Annotated in this window: 12 protein-coding genes and 1 pseudogene; 9 read left to right on the forward strand and 4 right to left on the reverse strand. The window is 60.0% G+C overall.

The annotated features are described in order from the left end of the window. The first annotated feature begins 580 nt into the window (after positions 1-580). A complete protein-coding gene (locus OA90_RS00345) occupies positions 581-9946 on the forward strand; it encodes a Hint domain-containing homing endonuclease (RefSeq protein ID WP_156510335.1) in 9366 nt (3121 codons plus the stop codon). Positions 9947-10172: 226 nt separating this feature from the next. On the opposite strand, the pseudogene OA90_RS29415 reads toward OA90_RS00345, so the two are convergent. Next, positions 10173-10343, reverse strand: a pseudogene (locus OA90_RS29415) (HlyD family type I secretion periplasmic adaptor subunit); the annotation flags it as partial. Between the two features lie 138 nt (positions 10344-10481). Between OA90_RS29415 and OA90_RS29420 the strand changes: the two are divergent. The 8 genes from OA90_RS29420 (at position 10482) to OA90_RS00385 (ending at position 19753) form a co-directional block, all read left to right on the forward strand. Continuing rightward, a complete protein-coding gene (locus tag OA90_RS29420) occupies positions 10482-10859 on the forward strand; it encodes a hypothetical protein (RefSeq protein ID WP_244274512.1) in 378 nt (125 codons plus the stop codon). A gap of 527 nt (positions 10860-11386) precedes the next feature. Beyond that, positions 11387-13786 carry a TonB-dependent receptor gene (locus OA90_RS00355; RefSeq protein WP_082836761.1) on the forward strand — a complete coding sequence of 800 codons (2400 nt, stop codon included), beginning with the start codon at positions 11387-11389 and terminating at the stop codon, positions 13784-13786. Between the two features lie 77 nt (positions 13787-13863). Continuing rightward, positions 13864-14784 (forward strand): iron-siderophore ABC transporter substrate-binding protein, encoded by a 921-nt coding sequence (locus tag OA90_RS00360; protein WP_068405411.1) that lies wholly within the window; start codon positions 13864-13866, stop codon positions 14782-14784. After that, a complete protein-coding gene (locus OA90_RS00365) occupies positions 14781-15830 on the forward strand; it encodes an iron ABC transporter permease (protein ID WP_199823543.1) in 1050 nt (349 codons plus the stop codon). Before OA90_RS00360 ends, OA90_RS00365 begins: the two co-directional genes overlap by 4 nt. Further along, positions 15827-16813: an iron ABC transporter permease gene (locus tag OA90_RS00370; RefSeq protein ID WP_068405417.1), complete on the forward strand. Its 987-nt coding sequence runs from the start codon at positions 15827-15829 to the stop codon at positions 16811-16813. Before OA90_RS00365 ends, OA90_RS00370 begins: the two co-directional genes overlap by 4 nt. Then, positions 16800-17609: an ABC transporter ATP-binding protein gene (locus OA90_RS00375; protein ID WP_068405420.1), complete on the forward strand. Its 810-nt coding sequence runs from the start codon at positions 16800-16802 to the stop codon at positions 17607-17609. Before OA90_RS00370 ends, OA90_RS00375 begins: the two co-directional genes overlap by 14 nt. A 519-nt stretch (positions 17610-18128) precedes the next feature. Continuing rightward, entirely contained in the window at positions 18129-18677 is a 549-nt protein-coding gene (locus tag OA90_RS00380; RefSeq protein WP_068405422.1) for an RNA polymerase sigma factor, read from the forward strand. A 119-nt stretch (positions 18678-18796) separates the two neighbouring features. Beyond that, complete coding sequence (locus OA90_RS00385) at positions 18797-19753, forward strand: FecR family protein (RefSeq protein WP_068405425.1); 957 nt, start codon at positions 18797-18799, stop codon at positions 19751-19753. A gap of 95 nt (positions 19754-19848) precedes the next feature. On the opposite strand, the gene OA90_RS00390 is transcribed toward OA90_RS00385, so the two are convergent. The 3 genes from OA90_RS00390 to dctP form a co-directional block, all read right to left on the reverse strand. Then, positions 19849-21159 carry a TRAP transporter large permease subunit gene (locus OA90_RS00390; protein WP_068405428.1) on the reverse strand — a complete coding sequence of 437 codons (1311 nt, stop codon included), beginning with the start codon at positions 21157-21159 and terminating at the stop codon, positions 19849-19851. Next, entirely contained in the window at positions 21159-21665 is a 507-nt protein-coding gene (locus OA90_RS00395) for a TRAP transporter small permease (RefSeq protein ID WP_068406525.1), read from the reverse strand. The genes OA90_RS00390 and OA90_RS00395 overlap by 1 nt, the downstream gene beginning before the upstream one ends. Positions 21666-21835: 170 nt before the next feature. Beyond that, positions 21836-22849: a TRAP transporter substrate-binding protein DctP gene (gene dctP, locus OA90_RS00400; RefSeq protein WP_068405431.1), complete on the reverse strand. Its 1014-nt coding sequence runs from the start codon at positions 22847-22849 to the stop codon at positions 21836-21838. Positions 22850-22889 lie beyond the last annotated feature (40 nt).

Consider the following 22889-nt stretch of genomic DNA (forward strand, 5'->3'; position numbering starts at 1 on the left):
TGTCACGTTTGGAACGATTGATGTTTTTGATGCGGCGCTTGATCAAAATTATCAAAAAGCTGCGGTCGAAACTTTAGGTATTGGCGGTTCACTAGCTGGTGCTTGGGCGGGTGGCTATCTGGCGACTGAAGTTGGAGCAACGCTAGGTGGCCTGACATTTGGGGTGGTAGGCGCCGGAATCGGAGGGGCCGTTTTTGGTATCGGTGGGGCAGTTGCTGGTGGGTTCTACGGAGAGCGCTTTGTTGAAGACCAGCTAAACCAATTTCTTGCGAATGGAGATCCAATTGGACCAACACTGCCGGCGGGGACAGTGTCTTCCATGCGTAGCCCCGGGCAAATCGGTCCAGTTGAGCAAGGATTTGAGACCAACGCACTTGATGTTTTAGGTGATCAGGGTGGGTGGGGCTGGTACGCAGCGCTAGCGAACCAAGGTTCCGGATATCCTGCCTACCCCACAGAAATTAGAGACGCTGTCAAAGAGCTTTCAGACATTGATATTGGCCCTATTTTTGGCTTCAACCATACTCGCAGGGATACTCCCGGGTATCATGTATTTTCCGATCCTGGCGATCTTCCGTCGATGTCTTCGAAAGAGGCCACGAGGCTAAACACTCAAATAAGAAAAGCTCAGGCAAACGGGTTTTCAAACGAACAAATCGCCAAAGGCATCCTTGACGGCTACGACCTGAATGGTCCTGAAACCGCCATCGACTATTCAGCTCCGCAACGAAATGCTGCTTCCAGCACAGATCGCGATGCCAGCGCGGCACAATCCAACTCCAACACAGGCGGCACTGATTATTCCAATAGCGGTCATCCTTACTCAAACGAGGCGGTACCCTACAGCGGATCTTCAGGCAGCACCTCCGTGCCGACACCACGCTCCAAACCAAGCACTTCTGGCAGCAATTCCTCAGGCAACAGCAGCGGCGACCGAGGCGATACGAACCCCGGCTACGAAGGCGGCGGTAGCAGCTCCGGTGGCAACCAGGGCGGTTACTCTGACAGTTACAATGGCGGCGGCGGTCACGGCTACAGCGGTAGCGGGCCGGGAGAAAGCTTCAGCGACAATATGGGCGGCTGCTTCGTCGCCGAAACGCTTGTTCTCATGGCGGACGGCACGGAAAAGCCGATTGAACAGGTCCAACTCGAAGACCTTGTCATGGGCTTTGACGGGCTCGGCGCGCTGGAACCGCGTGAAGTCACTGACCTCTTCATTCATGGCAAGCGCAAGGTGCTGGATGTCGACGGCGTTCTGACCACACCGGAGCACCCGTTTCTGCTGCCAGACGGCAGCTATCAGCCAATCGGCAAGCTTTCAATCGGCGACCAGATCGTTCGTGCCGATGGTTCGCCGCACACCATTGAGACGATCTCCGAAGTCGATGGTCTTCACACGGTCTACAACTTCACCGTTGAAAGCCTGCACACCTATGTCGCGGCGGGATTCCGCGTCCACAACATCAAACCTGTGATGCTCGACCTTGACGGCGACGGTCTTGAGGTGACGGCGCTGGACCGGTCTACGGTGTTCATGGACACGGGCGGCGACGGTTTTCTGCATCGCACGGCCTGGGCGGGCGAAGGCGACGGGGTTTTGTATTTCGACCCGGACGGTCGGGACGAGATCACCGAAAAGCGCCAGTTCGTCTTCACCGAATGGGACCCGACATCGACCAGCGACCTGGAGGCCCTGGCTTCGGTGTTCGACAGCAACGGCGACGGCGTCCTGAGCGCGGGCGACGACGCGTTCGGCCAGTTCAAGGTGATGGTCACCCTGGCCGACGGTTCGACGGTGTCCAGGACGCTGGCCGAGCTCGGCATCACCGAGATCGACCTGACAGCGGATGCGAGCAACATTGAGCTGAGCGACGGGTCGGTGATCACCGGCAAGACCACGTTTAAGCGTGCGGACGGCACCACCGGCACGGTTGGCGACATGCTGCTGGCCGCCGAGGCCGAGGGCCACCGGGTGGAGCAGGTGGAATCCGTCGACGGCACGGGCACGCGCAGCCTGACCACCACCGCCTATGCGGCCGATGGCGGCAAGGCCTATGAGATCCATTCGGTGACCAGCGCCGACGGCCTGTCGATCGTCAACCGCTACGACGACAATGGCGACGGGGTGATCGACCGGACACAGACCATCGAAACGGTGGTGAATGGCGATGGCAGCCGCACGGAGACGGAAAGCAATCTCGCCGGCAGCGATCAGGCGACCGACGTTCTGACGTCGCGCGAAGTCACCACCAAATCCGCCGACCACAAGGTCGAGACCATCGAGCGGGATTCTTTTGGAGGCGGCTGGTTCGATCAGCGCGAGACCCGTGACGAAGCCGCCGACGGCAGCCTGACCATCTTGGTCAGCGATCTGGCCCAGGACGGCACGGTGATCATGAGCCGCAGCGAGAGCGTCTCCGCCGATGGCGCGAGCCGCGTCGATAGCCTGGACGCGGACGGCGACGGGGCTGCGGACAGCACCGAAACCCATACAGTCGAAACCCATGCCGATGACAGCCGCACGGAGACGGTGGCGGTCAGCAACCAGGACGGCTCATTGCGTTCCAAGGTTATCGAGGAGGTCGGGTCCGATGGCCGCTCCAAGGTGATCACCCGGGATCTCGACGGCGACGGTGACGTGGACGTGCGCGAAATCCTCGACATCACGGTGACGCCTGCGGGCGGCAGCACGTCGCGGCTTGAGATCCGCAACGGCGACGGCTCCCTGAAATCCGCATCCACCACCGTGACTTCGGACGACGCGCTCACCAAGACCACGGAGCTTGACCGCGACGGCGACGGCGATATCGATCTGACCACCGTCGATGCCACTTTGGTAAATGCCGACGGCAGCCGGGAAAGGATTGTCACCGAGACCAACGGCGACGGCTCGGTGCGTGCCATGCGCAAGGAGGTGCTGGACGCGGACAAGGTCGGCCAGGAGGTCTGGGCCGATCTCGACCAGGACGGCACATTCGCCGCAGACGAGCTGATGTCTTCGGTCACCGTGGATGCCACGACCCGGGACCGCACGGCGACCAGCTATAGCCGGACGGCGGACGGCACGGTGACGGCAACCTCGACCACCGTTACCTCGGCGGACGGGCTCAGCAAGTCTATCGTGTCTGATCTTGACGGGGACGGCGACATCGATGTCCGGGTCAGCGATGTCACGGTTCTGAACGGCGACGGTTCCTCCAGCCGCACGGTGACGACGAGCAACCAGGACAATTCCCTGCGCAGCATCGTGGTGAGCGAGACCAGCGCGGACGGCCTTGCCAGAACCACACGGGAAGATGTCGACGGCGACGGGGACTTCGAGAAGAAGACCGACAACACGCTGGTGCTGGAAGCCGATGACGGCACAACGCAGACGGCCTCGGCCTATGCCGGCGATGAGACGACCTTGCTGTCGCGCACCACCACCACCGAGAGCGCCGACCGGCGCACCACGACCGTCAGCACGGATCTTGACGGCGACGGCCGGGCGGACAGCACCTCCGTGCGGGTCAAGGGCACGGACGGCGCGGTGACGCAGACAACCACGCAGACCGCTGCCGACGGCACGGTTCTGGGCGAAACGGTCAGCCAGACCAGCGCCACCGGCCTGGCGTCCTCCACGGCCAGCGATCTGGACGGCGATCAGGCCGCCGATGTGATCAGCCGGAGCGCCACGACGCTCAACGCGGATGGCAGCCGGACGACAGTCGCGCAGGTGGAGAATGCCGACGGCTCGCTGCAAAGCGCGCGCACGGTGACGGTCAGTGATGACGGGCTGAAGACGGTGACGCAAACCGATGCGGACGGCAACGGCACCTTTGAGCGCACCGTCACCGACGAAACGGTGCTGGACGCCGATGGCGGCACCACGCGCACGGTGGACACCCGTTCCCAGAGCGGCCAGCTGCTTGGCAGCACGCAGACCGAAGTCAGCGACGGCGGGTTGGTGAGGGTTCAGAAAACCGACCGGGACGGCGACGGCACATTCGATCTGGTTGAAACCTCGATTACGGCTCTGGAAGCCGACGGCGATACGGTGACAACGACGGAGACCCGCGAAGGCGGGGCCCTGCGCGGCACGACAAGCCAGACCGTCTCCGACAATGGCCGGTCCAACATCACCGAGAGCGATATCAACGGCGACGGCAAGACGGATATCCGGATCACGCAAATGGTGGCCGACAGCGGCGTCGAGACGACGCATGTCCAGCATAAAACCGTAGGCGGCGCGGTGAAGCACCAGAGCCGCACGGTGACCGACGCCGACGGCCTGACGTCCACGACCCATCGGGACGCCGACGGCAATGGCGTTTATGAGACGCGGACCGAGACCGCCCTTGTGCTGAACGCCGACGGCTCGACGACGACAACCACAAGCCACAAGGGCCAGAACGGCACGCTGCAGGGCCGCTCGGTGGAAACCGTCAGCGCCGACGACCTGACCACAACCCGTAGTGAGGATTTTGACGGCGACGGCAATGTGGACGAGGTCGCGCAGCGCCAGACGGTGATTGCCGACAACGGAACGCTGACCACCACCGGGACGGTCAACGCCCGCGACGGCTCCCTGCTGTCCAGGTCCGTCGAGACAGTCAGCGGCGACGGCCGCTCGTCCTCGCTTGCCTTCGATGCCGACGGCAATGGCACCGATGACAGAGTGACCTTCACCACGGTCGGCGAGGACGGCGTGACGACGACCACGGTGTCGTCCTATTCCCATGCGGGCGTGCTTTTGTCCCATGTCACGGAAACGGAAAGCGGCAACGGCCTGGAAACCCGCGTTGCCTTCGACCTTGACGGCAACAGCTTTGCCGAGCGCACGCTGCAGGACATCACGGAGATTGCCGCGGACGGCACAACAAGCCGCACTTTGACCCACGAAACCGGCGGCGGCCGGCTGCTGGCCCGCGAACAGGTGATCAGCTCCGATGACGGCTTGAGCGTGACGACGGCGCTCGATCTGGATGGCATCGGCGGCAATGACTTTGTCACCACCAGGGTGACTGAACTTGGCCATGACGGCTCGACCGGGGAGACCTGGACCACACGTGGACCGGGCGGGTTGAAGGCGAGCGCCACCCGCGCGACCAGCGACGATGGTCTGAAGGTGTCGACGGACAGCGATCTCGACGGCGACGGCGACATCGACCGCGAAACCGCGCTGGAGCTTGGCGCCTCCGGGGGCAGCACCGAGACGTCCCGCCTTTACGGCAGCGGCACGACTTTGCTGCGCGCCGCGACCACCGTGATCAGCGCCGATGAACGCCAGCGGACGACGAACATCGACCGGGACGGCGACGGCGATACGGACATCCGGACGCAGACCAGCATCGATCTGAGTGGTAACGAGACCAGCACCTGGAAGGATCTCGCTGCCAACGGCTCCACGGAAGCGATCGTCACCCGCCAGGCCGCCGCCAACGGCACCAGCGATGTCTACAAGCTCGATATCGACGGCGACGGGTCCACCGACATCACCCGGAAGACCACCGTCACCCATGACGCCTCGGGCAACGAGATCCGGGTCTTCGAGGAAACGGAGGCGGTCGGCGGTCTCGCGTTCAGGTCGACCACCGTGACCTCCGCCAATGGCCTGACTTCAACCACCGAGACCGACAGCGACGGTGACGGCGAGATGGACACCAGAGCGGAAACGCAGACGGTGTTCCATGCCGACGGCAGCAGCACCACGACCAGCCGCGACTGGCATGAAGACGGCACGCTGCGCTCCAGCTACACCGAGACCGTCAGCGCGGACGGGCGCACGGTCACGGAAGTCTTCGACTTCGACGGCGACCATGTGACCGACAAGACCCGGGTGAGCGTTGTCGCCGCGGACGGCAGCCAGGTCGTCACGGAAACCGGCTACGCGGAGATGGGCGCCCAGAAACGGGCGGTCACCACGACCTCGTCCGACGGGCTGACGACCACGGTCCTGCGGGACGGGGTCACCCAGACCTTCACCCGCTCGGAGCTTGGCAACGGCAGCTACGACTGGGACAACGGCGTGATCGCATCCGGCTCCGCCACGCATATCACCGTGTCCCACAAGGTGGATGCGACCGGCATCGAGACCTGGGAGATGGCTTCCACAAAGGGTGGCACGACGACGACCCATAGCGCGCGCCTCGATGCGGCCGCCAGGGCCCGGCTCATGGACGAGGCAGCCCGTGTCTATGACAGCGTGCTCGACCGCGACATGGACGCCTCCGAGATCGAAGTGCTGGTCCGCCATGCCCACAACAGCCAGCTCGATCTCGTCAGCCTGGCGACCGCCCTGCTCGCTTCAGACGAATATTCCGCCCGCTACGGCTCCCTGACCGACACCGGCTTCATCGCCCGGGCCTACCAGAACACCTTCGGCCGCGAGCCGACGCTGGAGGAACTCGGCGGCCATCTGTCCGAACTGGCGGGCAGCACCACAAGGGCCGGGATCATCGCCGAATTGTCGGAACGCGCCGAGCATCTCGTCGTCGGCAACGGCCATGGCGAGACCAACAACCACGATGTGTTCCTGCTGCCGGTGGTCGCGGAAGACGATCTGCGGGCCTCCTTCGGCGTCAGCGGTATCGATATCGTCACCGATGAGGCGAAGGTGCTGGTCGGAACCGACGCAGGCAACACGCTCACGGCCGCAAGCGGTGGCATTGTCTTTGGCAAGGCCGGCAACGACTCGCTCTACGGCACCTCAGGCAGCGAATTCCTGATTGGCGGCAAGGGCAATGACACGCTTCAAGGCGGAACGGGCGACGATACCTATGTTTACAATCGTGGCGATGGCAATGATGTCATCGACGATAGCGGCAGCGGCTCAATTGGCGACACGCTTCTCTTCGGAGAAGGCATCAGCATAGAAGACCTTCGTTTTTATCATGTGAGCAGAAACGAAGTCAGGTTGGAATTCTATTCCGAAAGCGCGGCGGATGCATCTGCTGCTGCGGCGCAAGGTCTTGCACCGCTTACTGGCTCCATAACCATCCACAACTGGAACGACGCCGACACACGACCCATTGAGTGGCTTGCATTCGAAAACGGTCAAAGGGTCTGGATCGGCGACATCAGGAATTTCGGCGGTTCTGGCGTCGACTATAACCTCTACTACCGCCTGACAGACGGCAATGACACCTTCACCTCCGACGGTCGCGCACCTGATGCACATACGAGCAATCAGGGAAGCTCCGACATCATCGTCGGAAGCGCAGGAAACGACATCATCTATGGCAAAGAAGGCCATGACACACTGCTCGGGGGAGAGGGGGATGACCGGCTCTATGGAGGCGACGGGAATGATGTTCTCGATGCCGGGGGCACTGCCGGTGGCTGGCAGTATCTTTATGGTCAGCAGGGCAACGACACCTACCTTTATGGGAAAGAAGACGGCAAAGTCTATATCGATCATACTGAAACAACGAATACCGGCACGGATACGATCGTCTTTGACGAACTGAATTTACGCGATTTCTCTTTCAGCACCTACGACTTCACCCACGGCGGTACGGTGCAATCGCCAGCCGGGACAGGGCTCGAATTCAATCTGTCCGGCTCTGAGCCTGGTACACTACGCATCGCCAATATGGGCCAGCACATCGAGCGCTTCGAATTCGCCGACGGCACGACGCTGAGTAAGATTGCGTTCTCCAGCCACGACCGAATGCACTTTGAAGGAACGGACGGCGATGATCTGATCGTCGGCACCGACAAGGATGACCAGATATACGGAGGTGCTGGCAATGACACGATTGATGTCGGCGGCGCGGCTTCCTTCTGGCAGCACGCTCGTGGTCAGAGCGGTGACGATACCTATCTGATTGGCTCCGAAGCCGGCAATGTCTGGATCATGCGGGAGAGCGAGGCGTCCGGCAATGATACGGTCCGCTTCAAGGATCTGACGCTGTCTGACCTTGCTTTCAACAGTGAAGCTTACGATGGGCAGGGTGAGATACTGAAAATCTCCTGGGACAAGGATGGGGCTTCCGGTGAGCTACGCCTTGCTGACATGGGAGATCATATCGAGCGCTTCGAATTTGCCGACGGCACAACGCTGGGTAAGATTGCGTTCTCCAGCCACGACCGAATGCACCTTGAAGGAACGGACGGCGATGATCTGATCGTCGGCACCGACAAGGATGACCAGATATACGGAGGTGCTGGCAATGATACGATTGATGTCGGCGGCGCGGCTTCCTTCTGGCAGCACGCTCGTGGTCAGAGCGGTGACGATACCTATCTGATTGGCTCCGAAGCCGGCAATGTCTGGATCATGCGGGAGAGCGAGGCGTCCGGCAATGATACGGTCCGCTTCAAGGATCTGACGCTGTCTGACCTTGCTTTCAACAGTGAAGCTTACGATGGGCAGGGTGAGATACTGAAAATCTCCTGGGACAAGGATGGGGCTTCCGGTGAGCTACGCCTTGCTGACATGGGAGATCATATCGAGCGCTTCGAGTTTGCCGATGGCGCAGCCCTTAATCAGATCATCATTCGCGACGATGGCCGATACCAGATTTATGGCGCGGCCAATGCTGACGGCAGCCGGATTGTCACCGGTACGTCCCATGACGATTATGTCTTTGGCGGCTCAGGTGCCGATGTTCTGGATGCTGGCGGCACTGCCGGCAACTGGCAGCACCTGTTCGGCTATGGCGGGGACGATGTGTTCCTCTATGGCAAGAACAGCGGCCACGTTCTGGTGAACTATCATGAGGGTGCAGGTGATGGCACGGATACGATCCGATTCAAGGACTTTATCCTGTCGGATCTGACCATCGGCATCTACGATTATACGCAAGGTGGAACACGGACCGATTTGAACGGTGAGGCGCTGAGCTTCTACTGGAATGACGGCTCCAGCGTTGGTGAACTGCGTGTTGCCAATGGCGGCCAGCATATCGAGCGGTTCGAGTTTGCCGATGGCTCCAGCCTAAAAGCGATCGAGTTGCGTGCAGACGGTCGATTGGGTCTGACTGGTGGTTCGGATGACAACCTCATCTATGGATCGGATGTTGACGAATTCCTTCTCGGAGGGGCCGGCGACGACATTCTGAATGGGGGCGCTGGCAGTGATGTCATCAGGGGTGGCTCCGGCAAAGATACGGTCTTTGGCGGAGCCGGTGATGACACGATCTATTATGAGGACGGGGACCTCTTCTGGGTTGACGGAATCGCAAGCGACATTGGTGGCGACGGTCGTGACAAATTGATCGTTGAAACCGGGTCAAGTTTCAGCACAAACGATCTGTCCTGGTACGGCTTTGAAGAGTTTGTCGGCGCCGACCAAAATGACAGCGTGATTGGCAATCTCACGAGTGTCGACTATCGCCTGGAAGGCGGTGCCGGCAACGATATCCTCAAGGGCAGCGGCGGAAACGATATCATCCGTGGCGGCGTCGGCAGCGACGATGTCTTTGGTGGTGCCGGCAATGACACAATCTACTTCGACAATGACGACCTGTTCTGGAACGACGGAATTGCACGCAACATTGGCGGAGATGGTTATGACACCTTGATAGTAGAGGCCGGTTCCAGCTTCAGCACAGGTGGCCTCTCCTGGTACGGATTCGAAGCCTTTGTCGGCGCCGAGCTAAACGATGCCGTCACCGGCAACAATGCGTCCGTCAACTACAATCTCAATGGTGGCAAGGGGAATGACACGTTGAAGGCAAGCGGAGGCAATGACACGCTGATTGGCGGTCTTGGCAACGACATCCTCTCGGGCGGTGCAGGTAACGACACGTTCGTCTTCGCTGAGGGAGCCGGCATCGACCGGGTCACCGACTTTGCGGACGGTGACGACCTGATCCAGATCGAAAGCGGGGCTTCCAGCTTTGCGGATCTTGTTCTGGAAACAGCTGGCACAGATGCCCTGGTGCGGTTTGGGTCCACGGTGATCACATTGGAAGGTGTACTAGTGTCGGCGTTGGATCAGGATGATTTTTTGTTCATCTGAACCTTCCAAGCGCAGGCGTATAGTTTTGTCATGGAACGGAACGCTCTGGCCTGAATGCAAATCCAAGGTGTGGTTCACTCTCTAAGATGCCCCGTGGCGTATCTAGAGAGCTTTCCCTGTACCGATGTAGCGCGCAACTTCGAATGGCGCGCAGTTTTTTTGCGAATAAAGCATTTTCAATGATTGAGATCGCCGCGGTTTGTCCACACGGCCCAGTCATCCCTTTTCACCGCTCGCGGAACGCATGGGCTATCTGATCGGAGATAGGTTTGATCAAGTAGCTCAGAACCGTTCGGTCACCTGTCTTCATGAAAGCCTCTACCGGCATTCCGGGAACCAGTGTCTGCTGTCCCAGCTTGACGAGTTCGTCGTCGTCGATGATCAACCGCGCAACGTAATTGTCCGGTTCAAGGATCTAAGTCTTTCCGACCTGACACTCACCGAGATCGACAATGCCGATGGCTTCATCAACGGAGATGAGCTTGAACTGTCCTGGAACAAGGATGGTTATTCGGGTGTTCTGCGTCTGGCTCACATGGGCCAGTATATCGAACGGTTCGAATTCGCTGATGGGACAAGACTTTCGCAAATCGCATTTCAACAGGACGGTTTTGCCGAACTGATCGGGACTTCGAGCAGCGATTGGATCGCGGGGACAGCTGGCGACGATTTCCTCACGGGCGCAGGTGGAGCGGACACATTCGTCTTCACCGAGACAAGCGGTACAGACCGGGTAACCGATTTCACCGATGGCGAGGATCTTATCAGGATAGAACGCAGCGCCCTCACCTTCGAGGACCTTGTTCTGGAGGCATCCGGTACCGATGCGCTTGTCCGGTTCGACGGATCGACAATCGTCCTTCAGGGCGTGGATCTGTCCGAACTCGACCGGGGAGATTTCCTGTTTACCTGATCGTTCGATGCTGAGGCGCCTGGGTTTTGTCAGACAACGACAAACCTCAGGCGGAATCCCGGTCCAGGCTTCAGATTGGGGTGGTTGAAAAAGGCCCCGAACGATCACCGCCAAAACCTGGCGCCCTGGAAAGTCCCTCCCGGCGTTCCCCTCAAGTCATCGACGTGAAGCCAGTTGGCCATGTGGTTGCTTTTGCCTTTGACGGGCGGGCTTCATGGTTTCGGCATGGCCCTCCGGCGCTGAATTGCTGAAGGGGGCACGGAATGGCCGAGCCCTGTTCAAAGAGGCAACTGATTTTGGGCCCTGTCTTTCGGCACACAATTCCCGATCTTCATCGTGCTGGAAACACCGCGCAAGGCGGATGCAAATCCCACCCCGCGAAAAAACCTGAGTCAAAAAGTTAATTTTTTTAACGATCAGAGTCCCAATCCCCCGAACCCAGACGTCACACAAGTGAGCGGGCGCAAAAGCATGCGCTGCATTTAATACATCGCGGCACTTCCAGGGCCGGGCGAACGGGGGTCTTTATGGCTAGAGAAAGACAGGACAAAAAGCAGACGAGGCGGGCCGGAAAACGGAAGCTCGCCATTCTCGCAAGCACGATGCTGGCTCTTGGCACGGCGTTTCCTCTTGTATCGACGCCCCCTGCTTTCGCGCAGGCGACAAGACAGGTCATTTCGATAGGGCCCGGCACACTGACGGGCGCGCTCAACGAACTTACCGCGCAAACCGGCCTGCAGATCATCTTCGACGCCAACCTTGCGAACGGCAGGAGCACGAGTGGCGTCAGCGGCACCATGACGGCGAACCAGGCACTCGATACCTTGCTGGCCGGAACCGGCGTCACCGCAAGTTTTGCCGGTGAGGACCAGGTCGCCCTTGCGACACAAGGAGACACGAGCCTGGATGAGGGCACGCTCCTCGACCCCATTCTTATCTACGGCGCGCGCGACGCGACCACACTGGAAGATACCAGCGCGAGCATCGGTATCGTGAATTCCGAAGCCATCGACTACGGCCAGATACAGTATTTGCCCGGAGCGCTGCGCCGTCTCGCCAACGTCGAAAAAGGAGCCACCAACAACACGGGCATCGTCGTCCGTGGCATGAACTTCGAAGGGTTCTCTCCGGCCGGCGCGCCTATGGGATCGATATATGTCGATGGCATTCTGCAGAGCCGGTATAATTCCCGCTTCGGCGCGCGCAGCCTCTGGGATGCCGAGCAGGTCGAGGTTTACCGCGGCCCGCAATCCACATTGAGCGGCCGGGCAGCGACGGCGGGTGCGATCTATCTGAAGACGAAAGACCCGACATTCGAACAGGAGTATGTGCTCTCGGCAACCGCAGGGAACAAGAACCTGGGTGGCGGTGCATTCGTCGTCAACGCGCCTGTCAGTGAAGAGGACGGCATTGCGCTCAGGATCGCCGGCTCCTACGAGCAGCTCACAACGGAAATCGACTATCCGACATATGACGTCTATGACAATTACGACGATTTCCGCACCGAGCTGAGCGCAAACATCCGCGCCAAACTGCTGTTCGAACCGTCCGAGCTGCCGGACACGCGTGCCCTGTTCAGCTATGCCTTCTCGAAAGACCGGCCGAACGAACGCCTTGTCGACCCGGCCACAGGGGACGGCAACATTTATCTTCTGCCCACACTGGCGGAATTCCGGGAAATCCAGACGCATAATACAGGTCTTGAAGTCACCCATGACATCTCGCCGTCCCTCAGGCTGACTTCGCAAACCGGTATCAGCTACGGGCTGACGGAACGCGAGTCCATGGACAACGGCACAGCCAATGTCGCGAACGCCTGGTATGGAACATACAAGGATACCCTTGCCTCGCAGGAGCTGCGCCTGAACTTCGATCAGGATCGATGGAGCTGGGTCGCCGGACTTTTCGGCAGCTACGAATACCAGGATTCCGACCTGTTCTGGCGGGCGACCGAGTTCAGCCTGCAGCAGCGGTCCCTTTACAATCGCAGAACAACGAACCTGGCAGCCTTCGGCGAGGCAAAATATGAGTTCCTTCCGGGCTGGAAGGCAACGCTGGGCGGCCGCGTCGACTACATCAAGGAAACGACGGAAGACACGAGCATAAGCACCACAATCGGAGCCGGTTCCACGACCACCGTCACCGGCGGCGGCATCAATGAAGTGAATATCGTCCCCAAAATCGGTCTCTCCAAGGAATTCAACGACTATCACACGGCCGGTTTCACCTACTCACAGGGCTTCCGTACGGGCGGATATTATGTCGACACGGTGAACAATCAGTCGGTGCAATACGATCCGGAGTATGCGGACAATTACGAGCTCTTCTACAAGGGCAAATTCCTGGACGAGAGACTGAGGGTCGACGCAAACGTGTTTTACACGCGCTATCGGGATCAGCAGGTGGAATCCATCGCTCCCGGCATAGGCGGCGGCACCATCGTCAGCAATGCGGCCTCGTCCTATGCGCTCGGTTTTGAATTCGAACCGACTTTCAACGTCAACGACAATCTGTCGGTTTTCGCCTCCCTGGGATATCTCCACACGGAGTTCGAGGATTTCAACCATCGCATCTATGGAGACCTCACCGGGGAAAGCTTCCCGGAAGCGCCGGAATGGACGTTTGCCTTCGGCGGTCTCTATACCTTCGACAACGGCTTCTACGTCGGCGGGGATGCCAAGTTCGTCTCTGACTACAATGCCCGGTTCAATGTCGCCGCGCCTCTTGAGGAGCTGGACTCCCACTTCCTCGTGAACATGCAGACAGGCATTCGCAGAGACAACTGGGAGATCAATGCCTTTGTCGAAAATCTTCTCGATGAGCGCTACTTCACGACACTGGAATTGCAGGGAAGCGGCGTGAACCCGACCTTCGCCCAGGCCGGTCCGAGCAGATTGTTCGGCCTGAACGTGAAGGCCAAATTCTGATCGGCTCCAATGACCCGCATCCGGCCCGCGACAGGGGCCGGATGCGGGAAAAGTGCCGCAAAGGAGAGAGGGTTTCCGTGCGACTGATCGGTTTCATTGTTTGCTTGACGATATTCGCCCCGCCAGCATTCGCGGGATGTGAAGGCCCGACAATCTCTGCAGGAATCCACGGTGATCCGGTCTGCATCCCGTCTCCCCCCGGCAGGATCGTCACGCTCGAACCATGGTTGTCGCTCGGAACGCTTGTCGAACTTGATGCTCCCGTTGTCGGCGTGCCGGTGCTGGGAATACAGGACCAGACTTTGCGCGATGAGGTGGAGGACGCCTCCGTCGCCGATGTCGGACATCCCATGCAGCCCAGCATCGAGCGGATCATCGCCCTTCAGCCGGACCTGATTGTCGGCAGTGCATATATCCACGAACAGATTTACGAAAAGCTGTCGCGTGTGGCGCCGACGCTCCTGCTTGAGCAGATGGGCTGGAAGGAACAGTTTCTTCTGCTTGCAAGGATCGTCGGACGGCTCGAACACGCGCAGGCAGTGCTTGCAGACTACGAAAAGCGCGCGGCCGCCATCCGCGAACGCGTGCCGGAGGGCCTGAAGGTGTCCGTGGTCCGCATCGCTCCCCAGGGCTTCCAGGTTTATCTCGACGGGCCCGGCGCCTACGCGCCCTACCAGGTGTTGAGCGAGGCCGGCATACGGCGAACCGGTTATGAAACGACGCCGGACGACACGATGACCAAACGTCCGGACTGGGAGGAACTCGGCGCGCTCGACGGAGACATCCTTCTCTATGTCGTCGCCAGCGGCATGGATCCGGGTCCGGACGAGGGCCTGGCAGCACGAACGCTACAAAGCCCTATCTGGCAAACGCTGCCGGCCGTAAAGGCCGGACGGGCGTATCGCATCGACCGGGCGACATGGATGGGCTTCCACGGAATCGCGTCGGCGCACCGCGTACTTGACGACGTCGAGCGCATCATCCTGGCCGAGCCGTGAGCGGGAAAGGAGCGGCCACCACCGCGATGGCGATCCGGATTTCATCGAGGGCGGACAGGCTCAGGCTGGCCGCCCTCGTCATACTTTGCTGCGCTCTGCCGTTCGCCGCCATCTGGTCTGTCAGGCTCGGCCCGACCCCGGTCCCCGTGCGGGACATTGTCGATGCCGTCCTTTCCTTCGACGGATCCCGCGAACATCTGGTTATCGCGACGATACGACTGCCGCGCGTTCTGGCAGGTCTGCTTGCCGGCGGCGCTCTTGCGATTGCCGGCGCGATCATGCAGGCGATCACCAACAACCCTCTGGCTTCGCCCGGCCTGCTCGGCATCAACGCCGGAGCCGCGTTCGCCGTTGTTCTGACCATGAGTGTTTACGGAGCGGGCGCGCACGGAACCTTCGTCTGGGCCGCCTTCGCCGGCGCAGCAAGCGCTGCCGGCATTGTCTCTCTCCTTGGCTCGGTCGGGCCGGCACACGGAGCGCCGATCAAACTGGTTCTGGCGGGCGCCGTCCTGACAGCCTTTCTGACCTCGTTGACAACGGCCATCCTCATATTCGACCGGGGCGCGCTCGACGGCGTGCGTCTGTGGACGGCCGGATCATTGACCGGCCGCACGATGGACCAGGTGCGGACAATTGCGCCGTATATGCTCACCGGGCTCGCGGCAGCTCTTCTCTTTCCCAGGCAGCTTGCCGTGCTGAGCCTTGGCGCCGATGTGTCGAAGTCGCTGGGGCAGAACCCGGTCATATGGCGCGGCCTGGCCGCTCTCATCGTGATCCTGCTTGCCGGAGGTGCCGTGTCCCTGGCTGGCCCAATCGGCTTCGTCGGGCTGGTCGTACCGCATGTCATCCGCCTGACCGTCGGCACCGACCACAAGTGGATCATCCCCTTTGCCGCGGTCGGCGGCGCGCTTCTGGTCCTCGCCGCCGATACCCTGAGCCGCATTCTTTTCGCCAGCCAGAGCTTTCCGGTCGGTGTGACCATGGCAATGATCGGCGCTCCTTTCTTCATCTGGCTGGTGCGAACCAGGGCGCGGGAGACCTCATGACGCGGATCGTCGTATTGCTTGTTGGACTGCTGACCGTTCTGATGATTGCCGGGCTCGCCCATGGCGACTATCCGATCCCTCCCGGTGAGCTCATTGCCCTGTTGCTGAAGCCTCAGGAAGCGCCCCCGCATATCGGCATGATCGTGTTCGACCTGCGCATGCCACGGCTGCTGCTGAGTATCCTTGTGGGCGCGGCCTTGGCCGTCGCCGGCGCCATCGCCCAGGCGGTCATGCGAAATCCTCTGGCCGAGCCGGGCATACTCGGCATCAATGCCGGTGCGTCTCTTGCGATCATGATCGTCATTGTGGGGCTGGACGACGTACCGGCTTCACTGACGCCCTGGGTCGGCTTCCTCGGGGCGAGTGCGATGGCAACCGCCATCTACGCGCTGTCCTGGAACAACGGAACGTCTTCGCTGCGCATCATCCTCATCGGTATCGGCCTCGGTTCGCTGGCGGGAGCCGCGACCACGACGCTGACAGCCTTCGGCGCGATCATGGATGTCCAGCGGGCTCTGATCTGGCTTTCCGGCAGCGTTTATCATGCCGATTGGGCCGGTGTGCGCATCCTGGCGTTCTGGCTAGCCCTGCCCCTGGCCCTGACATTCCTGTCCTGTCGCCAGCTCGATCTCATTCGCCTGGGAGACACAACTGCCCAAGGTCTCGGACAACGGGTGACTCTTGTGCGAGCGCTCATGATTGTGCTCTGCACGCTCATCTCCGGAGCGGCCGTCTCGCTCGCGGGCCTGATCGGCTTCGTGGGACTGGTCGCACCGCATCTTGCCCGCCGGCTGGTCGGACCGATGCACGCCAGGGTGCTGCCGGTGTCGGCACTGATCGGTGCCGTTCTGGTGCCGGCGGCCGATTTCCTGGGACGCACCATCGTGGCTCCGGCTCAATTGCCCGCGGGGATCGTCACCGCCCTGATCGGCGCTCCCTTCTTCGGGTTTCTGCTATGGAGGCATCGCCATGCTGCGGCCTGAGACCTGTGAGCACCCGTGTATCAAGACAGCCGGCCTGTCTGTCGCCTATGGCTCCGCACTTGTTGTGGAACAACTCGACCTTTCTGTGCCCATGGGAGCACTGACTGCGCTGATCGGGCCGAACGGCAGCGGCAAATCGACCATTTTGCGGACGCTGTCGGGCCTTCTGAGGCCCTCGCAGGGAGCAATCCTTTTGGACGGACAGTCTATCAGTCGGCTCTCGACACGCGAAATGGCACGGAAGGTCGGCGTCCTGTCCCAGGGGCCCGCCGCACCGGAAGGCCTGACCGTGCGCGAACTCGTACAGCAAGGGCGGTATCCACACCGCCCGCTGTTCAGCCGCTGGTCGGAAGAGGACACATCCGCCTGCGACGAGGCCCTTGCCCTGACCGGCATGACGGAAATGCATGAGCGGCAGATCGACCATCTGTCCGGAGGCCAGAGGCAACGCGCCTGGATCGCGATGACCCTCGCGCAGCAGACCCCGGTCCTGCTTCTGGACGAACCGACCACATTTCTGGATCTGGCCCATCAGATCGAAGTCATGGAACTGGCTGTAGATCTGGTCAGGAACAGGAGAAAAACCATTGTTGCGGTTCTGCACGACCTGAACCAGGCGGCCCGCTATGCCGATTACATGATCATGCTGAAAGCCGGAAAGATCGTTGCGTCGGCCCCGCCGAAAGAGGTCATGACGGCCGATATTATCCGGGAGGTTTTCGATGTCAGCTCGACAATCATCGCCGACCCCGTGACGCACACACCAATGTGCATACCTTTGCCAAACAGAAGCTGAACACAAACCCAGTCGAAATTTGCCTGTGTGTCGCAAGAAAGAGTGACCGACTTTTGACGACGACACCCGTTCTTTCAAGCTGCGGAAGATCGGAATGGAGCAGCCTCCGCACCATGGGAGCCGCTGCACGTCTTGCCCCCTGACTTTCTCTCCCGGCTTCACTGTGACCCAAAAAACACAATTCTGAAGGTTTCCGCGACGGCCAGTTTTTCCCGAAGGCACCCCGGAGGGGAATTGGTGCATTAAAAAACGGCTAAAAACATGAGTTTAATACTCCTGTTTGTCATTTCAGTCCCATTCGACCTTAGAGACATTCTAACCAATTGCTATTGCATAACTTTTCCAGATTGCCTTAAGTGGCCTTCCGCAGGTTCCAGTAGGAACCCGGATCTCAGATGCGGCGAAAGCCGGCGACTTGGAAGCATGAAAGATGGGTCGAACGCCAGAATGGGCGGTCTTCCGAATTCTTGGCCACTAACGCTGTTTTTTGCTGGAGTAATCCACGGGTGTTTAGTGTCCATGTCAAGCCTGTCCAATACGATCTCCGACAGTTCCGAGCTTGATGGCAGAGAGCTGCTCAATCGCGCCATGGAAGCTTACTACAAAGACGTTGTGAAAGCCGTTGGCGCTCGTGGCGCTACGCAGGGCAGCGCGTTCGACATCGTTCATGACCTCTACGTCAAACTGTCCGCACACCCTGAAGTGCTCCACGACAAGCAATCGATCCGGGCCTTCCTGTGCCGGGCCGCCATCAATCTGGGCATCGACCGGCACAGGCGCGAACAGTTCGAAGCTCGCTTGTTCTCGCATTTCGACGGTGAAACGCACACTGTGATCTCCGACGTGACTCCGGAGTACGGACTTGAGGCAAAGGCCCGCATTCGCGTTCTGCGCGATGCCATCGGCGAGTTGCCCGCACGGCGGCGGGCAGTGTTCATCCTGCACCGGCTCCATCAGCAGACACCGGATGAGATTGCCTCGAAACTCAACATTTCGCGGAATATGGTCGATCGGCATCTTCGGCGCGCGCTGGCTCATTGTCTGGATCGTATGCTGGAAATGGAATAATAGCGAAAAGCGATGACGACTCGTTGTGCGGGCCGGAATCATCGTTCTTTGGTATTGGGGTCCCAATCCGCCCGGCTTATTCGTCTATTGGGTGAGACAGGAAACTCTTGGGAGAGGTAATGGCGAACAGGCGGCTTACGCAAGCACAGCGCAAACGCCATCAGCAAGCCGCGGACTGGGTCCTGCGGATTGGTGAAGCCGGGCTGTCGCCCGAAGAGCTCAAGACATTCAACGAGTGGCTTCAGCGCGACCCGGACAACCGGCGTGCCTATGACGCAGCCGAGCAATTGCTGGGCGATTCAAGCACAGCAATCCGCTCGGACGCTGCACTCAACAGCTTCGAGGTCGAACCCGCCCGAAGCGGAAAAACGACTGCGGGCACGCTGTTGGGATTGGTAGTCGCCGCGGGTGTGTTCCTTTATCTTGATGGGCCGCTTTATTTTCAGGCCGACGTCATTTCCGGCACCGGCGATCTGCCCGTCGTTGAACTTGAAGATGGGTCAACGGTCCACATGAATGCGGAGTCGGCTATCGCCTTCGACTATTCCGAGCGGACCAGGACCATACGCCTGCTGAAAGGCGAAGCCTTCTTTGAAGTCGCAGCAGATCCCGCGCGTCCCTTCACCGTGACGGCAGGCTCGATGCAGGTCACAGCACTTGGAACAGCCTTTGATGTCCGCCTGGGCGATAGCGAAACGGATGTGACTGTCACCCATAACTCGGTCCTGCTGACCTTCGACAACCCCGAACAGGCGCACCTTCAGTTGAACGAGGGAGAGCGGGTCGGCCTTGACAGCGACGGCGTCCTGGGAGACGTGGTCGATGCGAATGCGAATGCGGCACTGGCGTGGCGCAACGGAATGCTCGTCCTGGACAATGCGCCGCTTTCCTATGTGGTCGAGGAGTTGGAGCGGCATTTTCACGGCCGGATATTCATTTCCGGCGCCGCTCTCGCCAACAGGAAGATCAGCGGAACAATGGCGATCTCGGACACGCGAACGGCATTGGCTTTTCTCGAACAGGCCCTGGGTTTGAAATCCATCAGCGTCGGTCCCGCCATCTTGTTGCGAGACTGACTGCTCAGGTTCCGATACCGTTCAAGCTCCCTCCGAAGCCCGCCCGCGAACCGATGTCGACCGGATGCGGTGAGCCACTCAGGTTGACATGATGCTTACCCCCGGGAAGGCAACCATGTGGCCAGGGGCGGGAAGAGGATCAGCAGGACCACCACCAGAAGCGAGCACAGGATGAAGGGGATCGCCGCGCTGTAGATCTCCTTCATGGTGGTTCCGGGGGGCGCGACGCCTTTCATCACGAACAGCAACAGGCCGAAGGGCGGCGTGGTGAAGCTGATCTCCAGCGCAAGCAACATCACCAGCCCGAACCAGATCGGGTCGAAGCCGATGCTGGTGGCCAGCGGAAAGAAAATCGGCACGGTCAGCAGCATGATCGAAATCTGCTCCATGAACATCCCGAGCAGGAGCAGCACCGCGAACATCACCAGCAACATGTAGATCGGCTCCAGCTCGAAGCCCGTGGCCCAGGAAATCAGTCCCCGGGACGCGCCGGAGAACGCCAGAAGCTGGCTGAAGGTGGCCGATCCGAATACGATCAGATAGGCCATCAGCGTCACCCGCAACGCCCCCCAGACCGACGCCTTGATCGATTGCCAGGTCAGGCAACGGTAGAGCGCGGCCAGAATGAACACGCCCAGAGCGCCGAAGGCCGCTGCTTCCGAGGGCGTGACGAAGCCGTTGATCATCAGCACCACGATAACGGCCATCAAGCCGATCTGCGGCACCACATCGGACAGGAGAAGCGACAGTTTCTGACCTGCTCCCATAGGCTCCACATCATAGGCCGGGGCAGCCTGGGGATCGCGTTTGGTTTGCAGCCAGATCGTCAGAATATAAAGGCCGGCCAGTATCAGTCCCGGGATTATGCCGGCCACCAGCAGAGCGCCGACATCGATCTGGGCAAGGGTCGCCAAAAGGACGGCCAATGCGGATGGAGGAATGATGATCGCCAGTCCACCGGTCCCGAGGATCGGGCCGATCGACATATGGCTCTTGTAGCCGCGCGCCTTCATCTCCGGAACCATCAGGCTGCCAAGCAACGCCGTGGACCCCATCGAGGATCCCGACAGCGTCGAGAACCCGGTTCCGCCCAGAACCGTCACATAGCTCAGGCGCCCCGGCAGCTTGCCCAGCAGCCGGTCAATGGCGTTGAACATCCGCCCTCCGAGGCCCGTCTGGAAGAAGACTTCTCCCATCAGCAGGAACAGGGGTATCGGAACGAGTGCGAACTTCGTCAGCGAGCCGAGACCATTGTTCAGGAGTGCGCTGACACCGCGCTCACCTCCCATGAAGATCCAGGCACCGATGATATTCGCGGCCAGGAAAGCCAGCGCCACCGGCATGCCGATGGCCATGAGAAAGACGATGCTGCCGAGCAGAACCGCGAGCGCTTCGTACCATTCCATTATTCGTGTATCCCCGCCTCGCCCGAATGCATGAGCTCTTCACCAAAGACGAAACGTGCAAACTCGATCGCCATCACACCGAAGGCGACCGGGAAGGAAATCGTCAGCATCCAGCGGGGGAAGAAATAGGCCCGCACGTCATAATCGCCGCGCGCGATATTGGTCTGGAACAGGTCGAAACCCTTCCAGGCAAGAACAAGGCAAACCAGCACGCACAGAAGCGCGACCAGCCGGCTGACGACGACCTTCCCCATTGGTGGAAGCTTGGCGGTCACCAGTTCGATATGCACATGTCCCTTCTTGCGGACCAGCCAGGGCGCGCCCAGCATGGTCATGTAGAGCAGCGCATATTCCGCGGATGTGAACAGCCAGGCGAAGGGCTGAATACCTATGTTTCTCATCGCCACGGAGATGACGATCGACACCATCAGCCAGACAAGCATCAAGGCCGCCACAAGGCCCATGAATTCAACCAGCTTGTTATACAAACGCGTCAACAAATGCATCGCAGCCTCGGGAGCGATGGTGCACTCCAAATGAATACGGAACCGCTTGACCCGATTTTCAGGTCTTCGACGAGCCTGACCCGCCCGTCAGGCGTTCCCGTATTCCTTCAAAGTGCTCCAGAACGTGGAACGGCCCGGCGCCTGAAGGCGCCGGGCCAGGAAGTTACCTGTTACTTGTCGGCAGCAGGATCGTAGAACAACTCGATCAGCGTGTCATAGTTGGCGGTGCCGCCGGGCTGTTCGGCCATGAGTTCCTTCATGCGCTCCCAGGTTTTTTCCCGGGCGGCAAGCAGATATTCGGTTTTCGCATCCCCTTCGAGGCTCACCACCTGCATGCCCTGTTCGGCCAGCTTGGCGAAGTCCTCGTCGCGCTTGGCGCCCAGAGCTTCGACACTGTCTTTCTCATGCTGGATCGCGACGTCTTGCAAGATTTTCTTGGCTTCGTCGCTCAGGCTGTTCCACTTCTCGAGATTGACGATCACGCCGAGATCGGTTGAGAAGAAGCACGGTTCGATCCGGTAATTCAGAAATTCGTTCCACTTCAGGTCGATCAGGCCGATCTGTGTCCAGCCGGTCGCATCGACAACCCCGCGCTGCAGACCCGCATAAACATCACCGGTCGGAAGATCGATGACCTGCGCGCCGAGATAGTTCGAAAAGAAAGCGTTATAGACCGAATTGCCGCGAAGCTTCAGGCCTTCCACCTTCAGATGACCGTCATCGTCGAAATCGGGTGCGTCACGTGTCCACAAATTGTAGCAGACGCCGCTGTCGAACCAGCCGAGATATTTCAGTCCCATCTTTTCCTGATGAATCTGATCGATCAGCTCGATGCCGCCATTGGAGCGGGTTTCGACTGCTGTAAGGTTTGATGCGACCATCGCATCCTTTTCAGGCAACGAGCCTCCGTAAAAGGACCCCGGCGTATAGACCATGTCCACAACGCCGTCGCGAACCGCGTCGGGTTGCTGGAACATGCCGATTGCTTCGGGGCCGCCGCGCACCTCGATTTGAACCACGCCCTTGCCGGCTTCGTTGACCTTGTCGACAAAAGACAGGAAGCTCTTTGTATAGATGAGCGTTTCCGGAAACGCGTGCACTGCGGTCACGGTTTCTTCAGCGTAGGCATTCGCCCCAAATAGGGCCGATCCGGCGACAAGTACGCCGATCACTTGTTTCTTCATCGGTCTCTCCACTTTTTCCCCGGGGCTGGAAGGCCAACCC

It is taken from the genome of Labrenzia sp. OB1 (genome assembly GCF_001624695.1).
Classification (GTDB): Bacteria; Pseudomonadota; Alphaproteobacteria; order Rhizobiales; family Stappiaceae; genus Roseibium.